Source organism: Bacillus sp. FJAT-27225 (assembly GCF_001685025.1).
GTDB lineage: Bacteria > Bacillota > Bacilli > Bacillales > Cytobacillaceae > Bacillus_D.
Window position 1 is genome coordinate 170,906 of record NZ_MAYU01000023.1, and the last position, 17,087, is coordinate 187,992.

Annotated in this window: 17 protein-coding genes; 13 read left to right on the forward strand and 4 right to left on the reverse strand. The window is 44.8% G+C overall.

The features are described 5' to 3' along the window. Positions 1–230: 230 nt before the first annotated feature. The 9 genes from cax (at position 231) to pdaA (ending at position 10,529) form a co-directional block, all read left to right on the forward strand. Complete coding sequence (gene cax / locus A8F94_RS19750) at positions 231–1,286, forward strand: calcium/proton exchanger (RefSeq protein WP_066204372.1); 1,056 nt, start codon at positions 231–233, stop codon at positions 1,284–1,286. Positions 1,287–1,759: 473 nt separating this feature from the next. Beyond that, positions 1,760–2,395, forward strand: coding sequence for a YczE/YyaS/YitT family protein (locus tag A8F94_RS19755; protein ID WP_066204374.1), 636 nt, complete (start codon positions 1,760–1,762; stop codon positions 2,393–2,395). A 156-nt stretch (positions 2,396–2,551) separates the two neighbouring features. Next, the gene (locus A8F94_RS19760) at positions 2,552–3,271 is read left to right on the forward strand and encodes a YfkD family protein (RefSeq protein ID WP_441294209.1); all 720 of its coding nucleotides are present in this window, start codon (positions 2,552–2,554) and stop codon (positions 3,269–3,271) included. Between the two features lie 275 nt (positions 3,272–3,546). Further along, the gene (locus tag A8F94_RS25935; protein WP_066204376.1) at positions 3,547–4,317 is read left to right on the forward strand and encodes a hypothetical protein; all 771 of its coding nucleotides are present in this window, start codon (positions 3,547–3,549) and stop codon (positions 4,315–4,317) included. A gap of 322 nt (positions 4,318–4,639) precedes the next feature. Beyond that, positions 4,640–6,313 carry a gamma-glutamyltransferase gene (gene ggt / locus A8F94_RS19770; protein ID WP_254660911.1) on the forward strand — a complete coding sequence of 558 codons (1,674 nt, stop codon included), beginning with the start codon at positions 4,640–4,642 and terminating at the stop codon, positions 6,311–6,313. A 62-nt stretch (positions 6,314–6,375) separates the two neighbouring features. Then, the gene (locus A8F94_RS19775; protein ID WP_066204380.1) at positions 6,376–6,561 is read left to right on the forward strand and encodes an SE1561 family protein; all 186 of its coding nucleotides are present in this window, start codon (positions 6,376–6,378) and stop codon (positions 6,559–6,561) included. A 110-nt stretch (positions 6,562–6,671) separates the two neighbouring features. After that, positions 6,672–7,739 carry a type 2 isopentenyl-diphosphate Delta-isomerase gene (gene fni, locus A8F94_RS19780; protein WP_066204381.1) on the forward strand — a complete coding sequence of 356 codons (1,068 nt, stop codon included), beginning with the start codon at positions 6,672–6,674 and terminating at the stop codon, positions 7,737–7,739. A 248-nt stretch (positions 7,740–7,987) separates the two neighbouring features. Further along, entirely contained in the window at positions 7,988–9,535 is a 1,548-nt protein-coding gene (locus A8F94_RS19785) for a fumarate hydratase (protein WP_175384488.1), read from the forward strand. A 208-nt stretch (positions 9,536–9,743) separates the two neighbouring features. Then, positions 9,744–10,529, forward strand: coding sequence for a delta-lactam-biosynthetic de-N-acetylase (pdaA, locus tag A8F94_RS19790; RefSeq protein ID WP_066204389.1), 786 nt, complete (start codon positions 9,744–9,746; stop codon positions 10,527–10,529). Positions 10,530–10,568: 39 nt separating this feature from the next. Here pdaA and A8F94_RS19795 read toward each other — a convergent pair whose 3' ends face one another. Then, a complete protein-coding gene (locus A8F94_RS19795; protein ID WP_066204391.1) occupies positions 10,569–11,177 on the reverse strand; it encodes a LysE family translocator in 609 nt (202 codons plus the stop codon). Between the two features lie 143 nt (positions 11,178–11,320). Between A8F94_RS19795 and A8F94_RS19800 the strand changes: the two genes are divergently transcribed. After that, the gene (locus A8F94_RS19800; RefSeq protein WP_066204393.1) at positions 11,321–11,953 is read left to right on the forward strand and encodes a hypothetical protein; all 633 of its coding nucleotides are present in this window, start codon (positions 11,321–11,323) and stop codon (positions 11,951–11,953) included. Positions 11,954–11,981: 28 nt separating this feature from the next. Continuing rightward, positions 11,982–12,563 (forward strand): uridine kinase family protein, encoded by a 582-nt coding sequence (locus tag A8F94_RS19805; RefSeq protein WP_066204395.1) that lies wholly within the window; start codon positions 11,982–11,984, stop codon positions 12,561–12,563. Positions 12,564–12,603: 40 nt separating this feature from the next. Here A8F94_RS19805 and A8F94_RS19810 read toward each other — a convergent pair whose 3' ends face one another. Both A8F94_RS19810 and A8F94_RS19815 read right to left on the reverse strand, forming a co-directional pair. Then, positions 12,604–13,077: an NUDIX domain-containing protein gene (locus A8F94_RS19810; protein ID WP_066204399.1), complete on the reverse strand. Its 474-nt coding sequence runs from the start codon at positions 13,075–13,077 to the stop codon at positions 12,604–12,606. A gap of 15 nt (positions 13,078–13,092) precedes the next feature. Next, entirely contained in the window at positions 13,093–13,302 is a 210-nt protein-coding gene (locus tag A8F94_RS19815) for a hypothetical protein (protein WP_066204403.1), read from the reverse strand. 187 nt (positions 13,303–13,489) lie between these two features. Between A8F94_RS19815 and A8F94_RS19820 the strand changes: the two genes are divergently transcribed. Beyond that, positions 13,490–14,353, forward strand: a complete 864-nt coding sequence (locus A8F94_RS19820) for a DNA-3-methyladenine glycosylase family protein (protein WP_066204405.1) — start codon at positions 13,490–13,492, stop codon at positions 14,351–14,353. A 54-nt stretch (positions 14,354–14,407) separates the two neighbouring features. Then, a complete protein-coding gene (gene rlmD, locus A8F94_RS19825; protein WP_066204408.1) occupies positions 14,408–15,787 on the forward strand; it encodes a 23S rRNA (uracil(1939)-C(5))-methyltransferase RlmD in 1,380 nt (459 codons plus the stop codon). 88 nt (positions 15,788–15,875) lie between these two features. Here rlmD and A8F94_RS19830 read toward each other — a convergent pair whose 3' ends face one another. Then, the gene (locus A8F94_RS19830) at positions 15,876–16,316 is read right to left on the reverse strand and encodes a YtoQ family protein (protein WP_066204409.1); all 441 of its coding nucleotides are present in this window, start codon (positions 16,314–16,316) and stop codon (positions 15,876–15,878) included. Positions 16,317–17,087: the final 771 nt, after the last annotated feature.

A 17,087-nucleotide genomic window follows, 5' to 3' on the forward strand; every position in this document is an offset into this window, starting at 1 on the left:
GAAATAATTCCTTTTTAGGAATGAGGTGGGAAAATTACAGAGGAGGGCGTGAATTTGAGACTTCTCATACGGATGGCTCGATTTTAGGATACAGTCCGGCAGCCTTAAATAGCAGTATGCAGGGAGACATCTGTATTAGCTGGACCTCAAAATGAGAGACTAGAATAATAAGCAATAACGCGGGTATATAAATTGGGAACATATTTGGAAAAGAATGAGAGGGAGTAAATATGGCCAATAAAGTGTTTATGATTATGACCTTCGTTGGGGTCCCGCTTTCAGTCATCGGAAGCCTAATGGAATGGCCAAGTACGATCTTGTTTGTCATTTACTGTTTGACGATCGTGGCTTTGGCAAGTTATATGGGACGTGCGACCGAAAGTCTTGCGATTGTAACCGGCCCAAGGATTGGCGGGTTGCTTAACGCTACTTTCGGAAATGCTGTCGAACTGATTATCTCCATTTTTGCGCTAAAGGCCGGGCTGACAGGCGTTGTACTTGCGTCACTCACCGGTTCGGTACTGGGCAACCTCCTGCTGGTTGCCGGGCTTTCATTTTTTATAGGCGGAATCAAATTCAAACGCCAGACGTTTAATGTCCATGACGCCCGCCATAACTCCGGGCTCCTGATGTTTGCAGTTGTTGTTGCCTTCGTCATTCCTGAAGTTTTTTCAATGGGGATGAGTGAAAGCAAGACCATTTCCTTAAGTATTGGCATTTCAATCATTCTAATCGCTCTTTACCTTGCAGCACTATTTTTCAAGCTTGTTACTCACCGTGGGGTTTATCAATCCGAAAATAACACCAGCCATAGCCATGAAGAGCCTGAGTGGAGCAAAGGGAAGGCAATTCTCATTCTTGCGCTGGCTACTGTTGCAGTCGCATATGTGTCGGAGAACCTTGTCCATACCTTTGAGGCAGTCGCCCATTCGTTCGGTTGGACGGAACTGTTTATTGGGGTTATTATTGTCGCAATTGTTGGGAATGCTGCCGAGCACGCATCAGCAATTATATTTGCTTATAAAAACAAAATGGACATTGCCGTCGAAATTGCAATTGGCTCTACCTTGCAGATTGCCATGTTCGTTGCACCAGTACTTGTCCTAATATCCTTGTTATTTGCTAATAAAATGCCGCTCGTCTTTACACTTCCCGAATTGGTCGCGATGGTGTCATCAGTCCTGTTAATGGTCATTATCTCCAATGATGGTGAATCAAACTGGTTTGAAGGATTAACCTTGCTCGCCGCCTATGTCATCATGGGAATAGGATTTTTCCTTCTTTAATGAAAGGATCGAACTATTTCTGCAACCTTGGAATGTCCTCGAGCGCCTAGTTCAAGGACATTTTCACTATACTGTCACCATGAAATGTCCTTGAGCGACTTGTTCAAGAACATTTTCACATTATTGTCATCATGAAATGTCCTTGAGTGCCTTGCTTAAGAACACTTTCAATTTCTAAAACAACAATGACTCCAGGCCTTTTGAAATTGGCCTGGAGTCATCTTTGGTTAAGTATTTTTTTCATTTTTATGATCAGGGTATCAATCAAGTCGCTTTATTTTGGGAACGACCACCAACCTTCTCACATAATATGGTAAAATTAATGTCAGTTAACATAAATTAGTGTATTCCCGCCTCCTTCTTAGGTTTGATTGAGCGATTGATTCTGCCCTCCTTTGAATAAGATAAGGCAAGTATACAATATTATTTAATTTTTGTAAACATTCAGATTATTATTTTTTAAGGGGAAAATGATGGCAATTTTCTACAGAATACTATTCTTTATTATCGGCCTCATGATTTTAACCTTTGGGGTTTCCCTGACAATTGTCGCGAATGTGGGAGCTGGGGCCTGGGATGCACTAAATGTCGGCTTATCGAAAACGTTTGGCCTTACTGTGGGCAATTGGGTAATGATTGTAGCAGCGATCCTAATGGTTATAAACGCGTTCCTTCACAGGCGGAAACCAGAGCTGCTTGCGGTACTCCTGCTCTTTACGGTCGGCCCTATGATTGATGTTTGGATGCTGTACGTCTTGAACGGGTGGAGTCCGGACGCGTATATGGCTAAAATGATAGGCTTTTTATTGGGATTGGTCATTATCGGCTTTGGGGCAGCAATCTACTTGCAGGCGAAATTTCCGCTGCTGCCAATTGATAACTTCATGATGGGCATCAAGAAACGCTTCAATCTCAACATTACTGCCGCAAAAACAGCCACGGAACTTTTTGCGCTTGTATTGGCCCTGCTCGCCGGGGGGCCGATTGGGGTTGGGACTCTCATCGTCACATTTGCTATTGGTCCCATCATCAACTTTTTTTTCCCGCCATTCGAACGGCTTTTTCAAAAGATGCTTGCAAGCACAGAGTTGAAAAAGGAACAATTCTAATTCTGTAAAATGGGATAATATTCTCGAACTCCGATAACACTAAGTGCAAACAAATGCACTTCGTTGAAAGGAGTTCTTTTTGTGAAAAAAATAGCTGCGATTATTCTAACTGTTACAATGGCGCTTGCTGTTATTTCTCCAGCTTTGGCTGAAAAAATGGGTTCAAAGACGGTTGTTCCTGAAGGGGCTATGAATATCACCAAGGAAAATACGTACCCAAACCCAAATCAGGATGAACCGCTCCTCCAGCCAAGTGAGCTAGCCCAAAGGCTTATTGATTCCACCAAGGTAAATATTGAAAATCCGAACCTAATCCGGATGCTCAATGAGACAACCATTAATGGTACACCGTTTGCGTTTGGCTACAAGGCTATTATCTATTTAGGCCAATGGCCGCTAAATTACGAGTCAGCTGAAACCTCGCCAAACTGGGAATTTCAGAAAATCAACACCAACTATTACGACAACCGCGGCGGCCAGAAGCCATACCAAATCCATTATGTCCAGGAATCACAAAAGGTCATCAAGGGAGGGCTGACAGCCAAGATTCCGAATGCCGATGAAGTAAAGCGGATGATGTTAATTAAAGCATCGAGCAAAACAAAACTGCCACTCGCATTCGAGACCGTTGTTGGCTTAGGCACCAAAAAGGATCAGATCTATAATATTCCGCGCAAACGCCTTGGCTACCTGTATGCTTATGCGCCAGCCATCAATGAAAAAGGAAAAATCACCTATGGCGAGGTATACCTTGTCTTAAAAGGAAACAAAAAATCGCTCGTTATTAAAAATGTAACCTCCCAGGGAATCGGAGCCTGGATTCCAATTCAGGACTATGTTTCCTTTAGCTTTGCCGCAAGCGAACGGCCAAGGTAGGTTAGTTTAGAATCGGTAAACTTTGTGAAATGATAGGTGCGGAGCAAGTAAATTACTCCGATGCAAAACCCCGCCAAGAATCGGCGGGGTTTTCGTTTATACGTAAAAAATCTACCGATAAATTCCTAATCCAACTCATCCTTTGTCGAAAAATAGGATTTTTTACCCTTGCTGAAAGAGGAGGGGATATGCAAATCAGTTGTTTAGCTTCCCTCCAATCCGGGAAATACACAAACAGGTCAAACTTTACTAATTAGGATTGAGGAGGGAACCACATGAATGAATTCGAAAATCAAAATCAGTCTTATAACCAGTCTTATAGCTACACGGAGAATGAAAAAAACAGCAAGCTGCTAAAAGGAATTGTCATTGGAGGAGTAATCGGGGGAATCCTGACACTGCTAGATTCGTCCACCCGAAGCAGCCTGAAGGAAACAGCAACCAATCTGAAAGACACATCCAAGAATATGTTTACTGAGGTAAAAAGCAACCCAACTGAAGTGAAAGATCAGATGATGAATCAATTTCAGCAGGCATCCAATGTTCTAAAGGAAGCGATATCGGATGCGCAGGCATTATATGACCGCGTGAACGGAGACTTGTTTGGCAAGGTATCCGAGGTAAAGGATATTTCAAAGGAAGCCATCGACACAGTGATGGGGGTTAAGGGCGAAGTGAAGTCAATCGGCTCAAAGGTAGCCGAGGCTGGCACTGAGCTAAAAAGCGCAGTTCCCGATACATCAGGTGGGTCAACATCAGGCAGCACGTCACCTAGTGCAATGGCAGGCTCCACCGGAACGCACCTTGGGGAAGCTTCCGGATCGTTAACAGGGACAAGCTCTACATCTTCCTATGGAGATAGCACCACCACAACTGACTATGGAATGGGCAACACAACCGGTTCAATTGAAGATGTAGTTGGCGGCGATGCTAATGCGACTCCAGACGGTTCTGGCGGACTTGGCTATGACAACCAGGATGGAACACACACAACTGGCGGCCAGGAATCCCCATTCCATGACGAAGACGAAAAGAAAAATTATTAATAATGAAGTTGAATTGAAAACCAGCAGGAGTGCTCCTGCTGGTTTTTTTGATTTTTGAAACAAGACAGGATTAGGACACTTTTTCACATAATCAGGACAACTTTTTCGATAATTAGGACAGATTCCACAATTATTAAGACAGTTTCTAAGCTTATTAAGACAGAAAATAAATTAATTAGGACAAACTCCATTCCACCCATCAAACTAAGTACTGCAACTCTAATCCGCTTCAAAAAAACTTCTGCCAGCCTCGCCCAGTTTCAGCTAGAGAACTCCCGGGTACAGATATGCATAGGTATTTAGTATGGAAGGGGAAATTAAATTGCCACGTTCATATAGATGTTTGCCAGAAAGAGAAACGGCAAAAGGAAAATTTGGGATGGTAGCGACAGCCCATCCACTTGCAACCGAGATCGGTAAAAATGTACTAGAAGATGGGGGCAATGCGATTGATGCAGCAGTCGCCATTCAGTTTGCCCTCAATGTTGGTGAACCATCGAATACCGGAATCGGTGGTTCAGGATTTTTTATGGTTTATCACAAGGAAAGCGGAAAAATAAAAATCTTCGACGGCCATTCCCAGGCACCTGCTGCGGCGCACCCTGAGATGTTCCTGGATGAACACGGCGAAATCATTGATTTCAAAAAACGCTCGACTCATGCCACTGCGGTCGGCATTCCTGGCATTTTGAAAGCAATGGATGCAGCCTTGATGGAATATGGAACAAAGCCGCTTTCCGAGCTTGTCGAACCAGCTGCCAAAGCGTGTGAAGAAGGCGTGCCTATGAACTGGGTTCATATCGATATGCTTGATAAGTTCCAGTATCGTCTTGGCGAAGAAGCCAAAAAGTTATACTTTGCTGAGAGCATTAAAGAAGGACATATCCTCAAGAAGCCAGAACTCGCAAGGACCTTCCGCCTTATCGGAAAAGAAGGAGTCGAAGCTTTTTATGAAGGTGAAATTGCTAAGGCAATCGTCAACACCCTTCAGGAATTAGGCGGGTTCATAACGCTTGATGATTTGAAAAATTATCGTCATACTATCGACCAGCCAGTCCGTGGCACGTACCGGGGCTATGAGATTGCGGCCGCCAGCCCTCCGACAGCAGGAGGGCCAATCCTCCTTTATATTCTCAAACTACTGGAAAAATACGATTTAAAATCGTACGGCCTCCATTCCTGGGAAAAATATTATTTGTTTGCAGAAACGATGCGGCTTGCCTTCTCGGATAAAATAGCCTATATGGGAGATCCCCGCTTCACAGATATTCCATTAAAGGGACTTGGTGATGAGCGCTATCTCGCCGAACGGCTGAAGTATATTGATTTTGAATTTCGCAATCAGGATATCGATTTTGGGAACCCATGGAAATTTGAAGGAAGACCTGGGCCAAAGGTTATCAGGCAGCCAATGGACGCTGAACAAAGTGAGACAACCCACTTTACCGTAGCTGACGCTTTCGGAAATATTGTAGCATGCACTTCGACTGTTGAACACCCGTTTGGGACGGGGATCCTTGTGCCAGGTTACGGGTTCTTTTTAAATAATGAGCTTACTGATTTTGACCCGCGTCCTGGGGGAATTAATGAGCCTGCCCCAGGAAAACGCCCCGTCAGCTGCAAGTGTCCTACGATTTTATTTAAGGATGGTGAACCGGTATTGACGCTTGGTTCACCAGGCGGTCCGACAATCATTGCGTCCGTGTTCCAGACAATTGTCAATATTGTCGATTTTGGAATGGATTTGAAAGATGCTATCGAGGAACCACGTATCTTCTGTTCTCCTGGCCAGTTGATATCGTGGGAGGAAGGGATTGACATGATCGCAAAAGGGAAGCTTGAGTCGATGAACTTTGAATTCGGAGAAGTCCCGCATGTGATTGGCAATGTACAGGCTATTCAATTTAACTGTGAAACCGGTGAAATGGTAGGGGCTGCAGATTCCAGCAGAGAGGGAAGTGCTTCCGGGATTGATTTTTTGCCGATAGTGGAATAATACGACTGGACGAAACGTTTCCGTTTCGGTAGGATGGTTACGAGACGAAAGGAGCGAACCACTTGGGCAAAGATATTACTGATAAGGATACGCAAGTTGTTTTCCTTAAGCAGAGGCTCAATATGTTCATGGACCTGCTGGATGCGATTGAACCAGAAGAGGCCGATATTGACGACATTGACAGACTGCTTGAAATAATTGATGAAATCGAATTGAAAGTACGCGAATTTAATAACCGCGACGTATAACCCCCGCCTCGTGCGGGGTTTTTTCTTGGCGCTTGTACAAAATAAGGTATTGAGTGGGTATACAAATACTATAAACTAACGAAAAGAGCCAGTTAAAGGAAGGGAATTCAATGACAGAAGAACGAGATAAGCGTGAAAAAAGAAAAGATGAACATATAGGGTTGGCCCTTTCGGATGAGACCCCGGCGGACTCTCATTTTGACCAGCTATCCTTTGTCCACACATCCCTTCCGGAGATTCGTCTAAAGGATGTTGATTTACAGGTGAATCTGCCAGACTTTGTGCTGGAAACACCATTTTATATTAATGCAATGACTGGCGGCAGCAGCCGGACTGGTACGATAAACAAAAAGCTGGCGGAGGTAGCTCGAGCAACAGGGCTGGCGATGGCGGTCGGGTCACAGCATGCAGGACTGAGAAACGAACAGCTTGCAGAAACGTATACAATCGTTCGAAAGGCCAATCCGAAAGGGATCCTATTTGCCAACGTCGGTGCCGATGCCTCGCCTGAGTTTGCGTTGAAGGCAGTTGAAATGATTGAAGCCAACGCCCTGCAGATTCATCTGAATGCTCCGCAGGAACTCATTATGCCGGAGGGGGAGCGCGACTTTTCCGGCTGGCTTGAGCGGATTGAATACATACAAAGCCGTGTAAGAGTACCTGTCATTGTCAAAGAAGTCGGGTTCGGGATGAGCAGGGAGACGATAGCCAGATTGCATGATGCCGGCGTTGCCTACGTAGACGTTAGCGGGCGGGGCGGAACCAATTTTATTGGCATTGAAAATAAAAGAAGGATCCACCAGGAATATGCCTATTTGGAAAACTGGGGCCAGACAACCGCTATATCATTGGTGGAGGCCCAAGAATTTATGGATCGGCTGACTGTTTTTGCCTCGGGCGGAATCCGAAACCCCCTTGATGCGGTAAAGTGCTTGTCACTTGGCGCCAGAGCAATCGGTTTGGCAAGCCTTGTCCTAAGAGCAGTAATGGATGAGGGAACCGATTTTGCTATTGCAGAGATAGAGCATTGGCAGGAACAAGTCAAAACCATTTGTACCATGCTCGGTGCAAGGAACCCCGTTGAACTTACCAGGTGTCCGCTCGTTATTGGTAAAGAAGTACGCGAATGGTGCGAGGCGAGAGGAATCGACTGGCGAAACTATGCAAGTCGGAAATAAACGTGAACTGCCTCGCCGGGATTGGCGGGGTTTTTGTGTCGGAGTGGTTTGTCCAGAAAAATAAAAAATCTGTCCCGCATTAGGTCATTAACATCTAATCCGGGAGCGTAAAAATTCCTTATTCTCCAGCTTTTATGTAAATCAATTACTTTAATCCCCCACATATCAGCGGTATAATGGACAAGGATGGAATTGTTTCAAAATTCATACTAGACTGGTTCAGGACAAGGGGGAGCAGACAAGTGAACATAGAAAAGTTTCAGGAAAGCATGTACAAGCTGATTGTTGAAACATCGACGAATTTGCCAAAGGACGTGCGCAGGGCGATCCAGGGTGCTGCTGAGCGAGAGAATGCAGGTACCCGTTCGGCAATGAGCCTTGCGACCATTACAAATAATATTCAAATGGCGGATCAGCACGTTTCGCCGATTTGCCAGGATACAGGGCTGCCAACGTTTAAAATCAAGACCCCGGTTGGCGTGAACCAAATCCAACTGAAAGCCGCAATCCACGAAGCATTAGCTTTGGCAACGAGGGACGGGAAGATGCGTCCGAACTCGGTGGATTCGCTTACTGGGAAGAATAGCGGCGATAACCTTGGTGGCGGCACGCCGGTCATTAAGTTTGACCAATGGGAAAACGATTACATAGATGTCCGCCTGATTCTAAAAGGCGGCGGCTGTGAAAATAAAAATATTCAGTACAGCCTTCCGTGTGAACTGGAGGGACTTGGACGCGCCGGCCGTGACCTTGACGGTATCCGGAAATGCATCATGCACTCCGTTTACCAGGCACAAGGGCAGGGCTGTTCGGCCGGCTTCATCGGAGTTGGCATCGGCGGCGACCGCTCATCAGGCTATGACCTTGCGAAGGAGCAGCTTTTCCGTTCCAATGATGATGTGAATCCAATTGAGGAACTTCGCCAGCTTGAGGAATATGTAGTCGAGAATGCGAACAAATTGGGAATCGGCACAATGGGCTTTGGCGGCGAAACTACGCTGCTCGGCTGTAAAATTGGTGTCATGAACCGGATCCCTGCCAGCTTCTTTGTTTCTGTAGCCTATAACTGCTGGGCATTCCGCCGCCTTGGCGTCAATGTTCATCCGGAAACTGGAGAAATCATTGACTGGATGTATCAGGAAGGCGAAAAAATCGACTTCAGCAAAGAGCATCAGCTTGCATCTGCGGAATCAGCCGCGACTGTTGAGGCACCTAGCGTCATCACTCTTCAGGCACCAATTACAGAAGAGCAGATTCGCAGCCTGAAGGTCGGAGATGTTGTTCAAATTAATGGAATGATGTATACAGGGCGGGATGCCATTCATAAATATTTATCGGAAAATGACTCCCCTGTTGATTTGAACGGGCAGGTCATCTACCATTGCGGCCCGGTCATGTTAAAAGATGAAGAGGGTAACTGGCATGTGAAAGCAGCCGGTCCGACTACCAGCATTCGCGAAGAACCGTATCAAGGCGATATCATGAAGCGCTTCGGCATCCGTGCCGTAATTGGCAAAGGCGGAATGGGCCCGAAAACACTTGCTGCTCTGAAGGAACACGGCGGGGTATATCTGAACGCAATTGGCGGAGCCGCCCAGTACTATGCAGACTGCATCAAATCGGTCGAAGGTGTTGACCTCATGCAGTTCGGCATACCAGAAGCCATGTGGCATCTAAAAGTTGAGGGCTTCACAGCGGTTGTCACAATGGACGCGCACGGCAACAGTCTCCATGCAGATGTCGACAAATCCTCCTTGGAAAAATTGGCTCAATTTAAAGAGCCAGTCTTTAAATAATCAGTGAAAGGGTGCGGTTCCTAATAGAACCGCATCTTTTTGTTATTTGTCGAAATTGCCCGGGAAATGCTGAACTATGAAATATTTTGTGAAATCCTTCAGCTCAATTGGTTTTAACCTAACAGTTCACCAGGAGAAAATATTGCCATACTATAAACGCTAAAGATTCCAAACACTAAAGAAAAATTGGGTTTGGAGGAATTGTTTTATGAAAAAGTTGTACATGCTTCTGATTACAATTAGTATCCTTCTTGCCTTCATACCGGGGATGGCATTAGGTGAAACGAATGGTTCATCCTTCGGCTGGGGCTTCAAACGAGGAAAAAACGAAATGCAGGCGGATGCCGGCTGGCAATATGAAACCATTCTCGAAAAGAACGGAGCTTTTTACAAAGGAAGTCCGGACGAAAAGGTCATTTACCTGACATTCGACAATGGGTATGAAAATGGCTATACAACCCAGGTTCTTGATGTCCTGAAGAAGCATAAAGTCCCTGCCGCCTTTTTCGTGACTGGCCACTACATCGAAAGCGCTCCTGAATGGATTGAAAGGATGGTTGAAGAAGGGCATATTGTCGGCAACCATTCGTGGGGCCACCCGGACTTTACAAAAATTCCTGATGCGCAAATCAATGAAGAGCTTGAAAAAGTACGTGCCGCTTACGAAGAATTGACAGGCAAAAAGAAAATGAAATATGTCCGACCGCCGCGCGGAACATTCAGTGACAGATCAATTGCTGCCAGTAAAAAGGCTGGCTATACCCATGTGTTCTGGTCGCTTGCCTACGTCGACTGGAACGTTAATCAACAACGCGGGGCCCAATACGCCTATGACAACATCATGAAGCAAGTCCACCCTGGCGCAGTCATTCTGCTCCACTCCGTTTCGAAGGACAATGCAGACGCTTTGGAAAAAGTAATTGTCGACCTGAAAGCGAAAGGCTATTCGTTTAAAAGCCTCGACCATTTAGCGAAAGATAAAGGGAAGAAGTAAAGAAGAGGCCGGATTCCAGATGAATCCGGCTTTTCGCCCTCAGATATCCACTAAACTAATAAGCGAGACCACCCCAAGAATCACAATTACCAGTCCGGCAAGCTTGTTCACCAACCCAAGGTGCGGAGTGATTTGTGTTCGGAAAACATTTGCCATCACACTTAAAAAAATCCACCATGCCGCCGCACCAATCGCAACTCCTGCAACCAATGTGAGAGCAGTCCCTTGAGAGCCCCCGCTTCCCTCGATTCCCAGCCCAGCAAACATAGCAGTGAAATTCAGAATCGTGACAGGGTTGGTAATCATCAGCAAGAAAGTAGAAGCATACATCCTCCAAAGGCTTCCCCCGGAAAGATTCGCTGCCTGCCCGGCAGGCTTTTTCCAAAAAGTCTTCATGCCCAAATAGACTAGGAACGCTGCCCCCACTATGCGCAAATGTGTCTGCTGGTCGAGCAAAAACGTGGATACCGCAGAGATTCCAAGCGCGGCGATGCTGGCGTATATTACATTTGCTGTAACTGCACCCAGTCCTGTACTGATTCCTGCTGCAATTCCCCTATCCAAAGTCCTTTGGATACACAACAAGCCAATTGGTCCGATCGGTGCTGAAACTGAAAACCCAAGCAAAATACTTTTAAGAAGCAACATAACGAAAATCCTTTCAATTCTAACTCCAGCTAAACATAACAAAATAATAAGTCCGAAACAATTCCTCAATTTCCTGATAGTTAGGATTGTGGTTATATAGTAAAATTAAGGAAATGAAATCATCTAACGGACGGTGGTCTTCAATGATAACCAATAAGCTGTATTTGTATATCGGCATTATTCTTTTAGCCGCGGCAATGGCCATAAGTTTTCCTTTCCCGGATGAGCAGCCACTGGGCGAGGCGAGAGAATCAATTTTAAATATGCCGATTAGAACAGCAGAGGGCTTTTCCGTTGTCGGGGTGATTGGTGTTGCTATGTTGATTACAGGACTCTTTTTCTTCGTGAATTCCTTTCGTCAGTACAAGGGCAGGGTATTGGTTATCAGCCTTATTATGGTTGCGGCAGGCCCCCATCTGCTGGCAAATGCTTTTCAGCAAACATTTGCTTCAGGCATTTATGCAATTGATTACAAGAAGTCCGGAAGCAACTGCACATATGAAATGGTCAATGCCACGACTTTGCATGGAGAATGTGAACTTTCGTTTGAAAATTACAGCAAGGATGAAGTCTGGTTTGAAGTTGAATTTTATGAAAATCAACTAGTCTCATTTATGAATAAAGGGGCTCCTTACAACGTATCAGTCGGTCCCGGTGAAAGTACGACAATAAAGATTGAAACTGATATCAACGTTTCAAATATGAGGGATTATGCAGGTGGATCCATTGAAGTCGGAATCATCATTAAGTCAGGAGAAAAAACAAGGAGACTCTAAGATACTTTAAATAAAAGGTGTGGCGGGTATGAGTATAATTGGTGAGATTGTCGATTCAGTCCGTTCAATTCCGCGAAAGCAGTCAACCTTGCTGCTTGGCATAGATGGCTGTGGCGGGTCTGGAAAGAGTACGCTGGCGAAAAAGCTGCAGGAGGATATGCCCAACGTTAGTATTGTTCATATTGATGACTTTTATTTTCCAACAAATGAACATATTAATGCTCCTCCAGTAGAAAAGCCGATTGGTGCTGATCTTGACTGGAGGAGGGTAATGAAGCAGTTGCTCCAACCGCTTTCCGAAAACCAGGAAGGGTATTATCAACGGTATGATTGGGAAAGCGACAAGCTCGCAGAATGGCATAAGGTTCCAGTTGGGGGAATTGTAATAATTGAAGGAGTTTACTCCACCCGGAAGGAGCTGGCTGATTTTTACGATTATACAATATGGGTGGATTGCCCAAGGGATATACGCCTCAAGCGCGGGCTTGAACGGGATGGCGAGGCTGCCAGGGATAGATGGGTGAACAACTGGATGGTGGCAGAGGATGTGTATGTGGAAGCACATAGTCCGGCGGAGAGGGCCGACCTAAAAATTTCTGGCACAAGCTAGAAAAGCCAGGGGGCACTTATAGCCCCACTGACGACCTTAGCTATATGTATTCTTTTAAGGTTTGTTCCTCAATGAACCCAAGAGGTTTCTTGTCTTTCGAATATGCAATAATTTGGTCTTTCATATTCGGATAGAGCACGATATTCTTTAATTCCGTAAGTTTGACCCATGTAACGTCAGTCTGATATAGATCCGGCTGTTCTGGCATCATAGGAATAGAACCCTCTTTTATTTTGCAGTCAAACATGAGCCCTAAAGAATGTGTGTCTCCATACCTTTGGGGAGTAAGATGAGGGGCATATTCATAAACAAACGCCAATGGACCAACCTCAACATCAACCGACGCCTCTTCCTCTGCTTCCCTCCGAACTGCTTCGATAATCGATTCACCCGGCTCAACTCCGCCGGATGGCAGATTATAATGCAATCCCTTCTCGTCCTTGAATTCAACTAAAAGAATCGATTCATTTTCTAAAATCAGCGCCCCGGCTCTTACTCGAATATGATAGGTCAATCAAATTCCCCCATTTTACATAATTAAATCGAACACTTTTTGAAAGCCAATAGGAAGGAGAAGAGAAACAGCAACCCCAATCATGAAAGTGGCCGCAGCTGCACCGATATATTTTTGGCGCGTAATCTCTTTCCGGTTATAGCCGATATGCAACACCTTTATAATCGAAAAAACAGTCATGAAGACAATAAATATCGAAAAAATACTCGCCAATATGACAGGCATCCCAAGGGTCCTCCTTTAGAATTTTTCCCAAAATATACTATTAGTTTATCTGAACCCAAATTGATTAGCTACCTCTATATAGATGTAGAGGCAATATCCTCCCGCAGATTTAAGGTTATTTCCAACTTTATGTTATCAAAGTAAAACATGTTATAATACGGAAAACTAGACTAAAGGGGAAACCAATGTGTGGCAGGAAACGATTGAAATAGAAGGTCCATATAATTTTGACAGAATCCTCGACCGCCTTTCGATGGATCCGCTCAATGCGCTTGACCTTGATAAAAGGACAATCCATGTGCCAATAAAATTGAATGATGAAGCTTTTACCGCAAGGGTAACGGCTATCGGGACCACGGAGCAACCAAGTTTCGTCATTGAAGCTGAATCCGGGGATAAAGCCCGTATGATCAAGCGGCTTAGCGAAGTATTTCAGTGGGAGGTTCCGTTAAAGGACATCCACGATCATTTTGGAAAAACTGACCTGAATCTGATTTTTGAAGAGCATGTCGGCACACCGCTCATTCTCGACTTTGATCCGTTTGGCTGTCTGCTGAAGTGCATCATCCACCAGCAGCTCAACATGGCTTTTGCGATCAAGTTAACAGGGCGGTTTGTAAAAAAGTATGGTTTTGAAAAAGATGGAGCCTGGTTCTATCCAGACCCAGAAACAGTCGCTGCACTAACCGTGGAAGAGCTTCGCGAACTGCAGTTCAGCGGCCGCAAAGCAGAATACGTCATTGATATTGCCAAAGCCGTAACCGAAGCCGGGTTGGACCTAGAAGCCCTTAAACAAGAGGATGAGCAAATTATCTTCGACAGGCTAATTAAAATTCGCGGGATTGGCGCATGGACAATTCAAAACTTCCTGCTATTCGGATTGGGTAGACAGAACCTGTTCCCGATGGCCGACATCGGCATCCAGAACGCCTTGAAAAAACTGTACAACCTTGAAAAGAAACCAACCTACGAAGAAATGGAACGCTACAAAACCGGCTGGGAACCCTATCTCAGCTACGCCTCCCTGTATCTCTGGCGCAGCATCGAATAGCAGAGGGGGATGGTACTCCTTTGCCAAATAGTAGAACGAAAAGAGTGAGCAACAATGAAACAAGACCAGGCAATTAAGATAAAAGAAAAGCAGGAATTTCCGTTAACAATAAAGCGTCTGGGCATCAACGGCGAGGGTGTCGGCTATTTCAAAAGGCAGGTCGTTTTTGTTCCCGGAGCACTTCCAGGCGAGGAAGTGGTTGTCGAGGCAACGAAAATCAACCCGAAGTTCGCCGAGGCCAGGATTAAGAAAATCCGAAAGCGGTCACCTCATCGGGTTGCACCGCCATGCCCAGTATACGAGCAGTGCGGAGGCTGCCAGCTCCAGCACCTCAGATATGAACAGCAGCTGGTTGAAAAACGGGACATTGTACTGCAGTCACTTGAACGCCATACGAAACTGAACCTTGATGAAATCGACGTCCGCCCAATGATCGGCATGGAAGACCCGTGGGCTTATAGAAATAAAAGCAGCTTCCAGGTTGGCGTCCATAAAGGCAAAGTACTCGCAGGCCTGTATGGCTTGAATTCGCACAAGCTCATCAACATTGAGCAATGTGCTGTCCAGCATGGTGCAACAACTGATGCGACCTTGAAGGTAAAGCGGATTCTCCAGGACTTGAGGATTCCTATTTATAATGAAAAATTGCGGAAAGGAATCGTCCGGACGATTGTCACCCGCGTGGGCATTCAGTCGAAGGAACTGCAGGTTGTCCTTATTACAACTCAGCGAGACCTTCCGAGAAAAGACTTACTGATCGAAGAAATTACAAAGAGGCTACCAGAGGTAAAGTCGATCGTCCAGAACATCAACGGCGAAAGGACTTCATTGATTTTTGGAAAAGAGACTTCCACCCTTGCAGGAAGTGACTTTATCCAGGAAACGTTAGGGGACTTGCAGTTTGAGCTGTCAGCCCGGACCTTCTTTCAGCTCAATCCCCTCCAGACAATCAGGCTATACGATGAGGTGAAGGCAGCCGCCGAACTGACAGGAACAGAGAAAGTCGTTGACGCCTATTGCGGGGTTGGCACAATCGGACTCTGGGTTGCAAACCAGGCAGCCGAAATCAGGGGAATGGACATCATCCCCGAATCCATCGAAGACGCCAAGAAAAATGCTTCCCGACATGGAATTAAACATTCGACCTATGTGACTGGCAAAGCGGAGGAATGGCTGCCAAAATGGACGAAAGAGGGCTGGCGCCCAGACGTCGTTATCGTCGATCCGCCTAGGACCGGCCTGGACGGAAGCTTGCTTCAAACTTTGCTAAAGGTAAAACCAAAGAAAATTGTTTATGTTTCCTGTAATCCATCGACATTGGCAAGGGATATCCAGACATTGAGCAGTAAATACAATGTAGAGTACATCCAGCCTGTCGATATGTTCCCGCAGACGGCACATGTGGAGTGCGTGTCGCAGTTGGTATTAATATAGATATTGAAAAAGTTGTAAAAAGTGCCTGTAACTAACCATTTCTTGTCGTATTTTTAGACAGAAATCGGGAAGTGACAGGCACTTTGTTTTAATCAAAAATATAGCTGATGACTTCTATTGCTTGATCGACAGTTTCGACGGTTACATTTGCTTTGTTTGAAAGCTCTTTTAGGGGATGAATCAATGATTCAGGCCGGATGATAATCGTCGGCTTGTTCATGGCAATGGCCATGCTTGCGTCCATTGCTGTATTCCATTGTTTATACTTTTCACCAAATAAGGCAATGACGATGTCCGCTTTCTGCATTAAGACTTGGGTTCTGAAATTATTAATATCTGATGCAGCATCATCTTTATTAAGATTAGACGGCTGTTTTCCTAGAATCTCTTCGCCAATATTGTCTGAAAGATCGTGGTTTGTCTGCGGGGCTACAAATAGGAGAGGGAGATTTTTTTCCTTAGCTTTTTGTGCCACTTCCTCTCTCCAATTATCATGAATTTGACCTGCTAAATAAACAGTAAGTTCCATTCTAATTCCTCCAATATCTTTGATCATAACAATATAGTATCTAATTTAACCAAGTTTTCAAAGTAATCACCAAATAAACCCACCAGTACCATGATGTACATACACTAAAATGTTAAAAGCTAGAAAGGCCATGTAACTTTTCTAGCTTCTTGTAATTGCATATTCTAACTGTTCAATATATTTTCCATCTTAATAAGCACGCATGTTGCCACCAGATATTTCATCTGTCAAAACAAATTTGTTTATCTTCACCTGTACGACGATATATGTGAGCATTAGTCATAATTATGCTATGTTTTAAGCTTGTAATGCCTTTAAACTTCACCAGCACCTCATGTGTTGCCACATACACTTGGCACATGTGGAGTGCGTGGCGCAACTCATATTGCAAGAACAATAAGTTGTGTGCCACATTTACTCAACACATGTAGAAGTAGTTTCCAAAGTGTAACCATATAGACCGGTTTTTGCCAATTTGATTTTATTGGCTGGAACTGTTTTTTTGTTTGTCCTTATCCTTCTGTCTATTCGAGTTTTCGGAACAAATTTTAATGCAAGTGGATAACAATTGATTGTTTTAAACACAAAAAGCAGGTAACTAGCCTTAGGTGTTCTTTTGCTTAGTCCGAAAATAGCAGGGCATGTATTAAGGTTTCAAAAATAAAATTCACCCCTTATCCCTTTGAAATTTTACGGCCAAGAAAAATGTGAATTTTTTCTTTTGGCCGTGGACAACATAAAATTTGGAAGGGGGTCATTCATTACAAATAC

Bases quoted from the DNA above. Each gene is read 5' to 3' on its own strand.
- A8F94_RS19760 (WP_441294209.1), top strand. From the start codon at position 2,552: ATGGGTTCAAAGACGGTTGTTCCTGAAGGGGCTATGAATATCACCAAG.
- cax (WP_066204372.1), top strand. From the start codon at position 231: ATGGCCAATAAAGTGTTTATGATTATGACCTTCGTTGGGGTCCCGCTT.
- A8F94_RS19815 (WP_066204403.1), bottom strand. From the start codon at position 13,302: ATGCCTGTCATATTGGCGAGTATTTTTTCGATATTTATTGTCTTCATG.
- A8F94_RS19755 (WP_066204374.1), top strand. From the start codon at position 1,760: ATGGCAATTTTCTACAGAATACTATTCTTTATTATCGGCCTCATGATT.
- fni (WP_066204381.1), top strand. From the start codon at position 6,672: ATGACAGAAGAACGAGATAAGCGTGAAAAAAGAAAAGATGAACATATA.
- A8F94_RS19805 (WP_066204395.1), top strand. From the start codon at position 11,982: ATGAGTATAATTGGTGAGATTGTCGATTCAGTCCGTTCAATTCCGCGA.
- A8F94_RS19795 (WP_066204391.1), bottom strand. From the start codon at position 11,177: ATGTTGCTTCTTAAAAGTATTTTGCTTGGGTTTTCAGTTTCAGCACCG.
- A8F94_RS19800 (WP_066204393.1), top strand. From the start codon at position 11,321: ATGATAACCAATAAGCTGTATTTGTATATCGGCATTATTCTTTTAGCC.
- pdaA (WP_066204389.1), top strand. From the start codon at position 9,744: ATGAAAAAGTTGTACATGCTTCTGATTACAATTAGTATCCTTCTTGCC.
- A8F94_RS19830 (WP_066204409.1), bottom strand. From the start codon at position 16,316: ATGGAACTTACTGTTTATTTAGCAGGTCAAATTCATGATAATTGGAGA.
- A8F94_RS25935 (WP_066204376.1), top strand. From the start codon at position 3,547: ATGAATGAATTCGAAAATCAAAATCAGTCTTATAACCAGTCTTATAGC.
- rlmD (WP_066204408.1), top strand. From the start codon at position 14,408: ATGAAACAAGACCAGGCAATTAAGATAAAAGAAAAGCAGGAATTTCCG.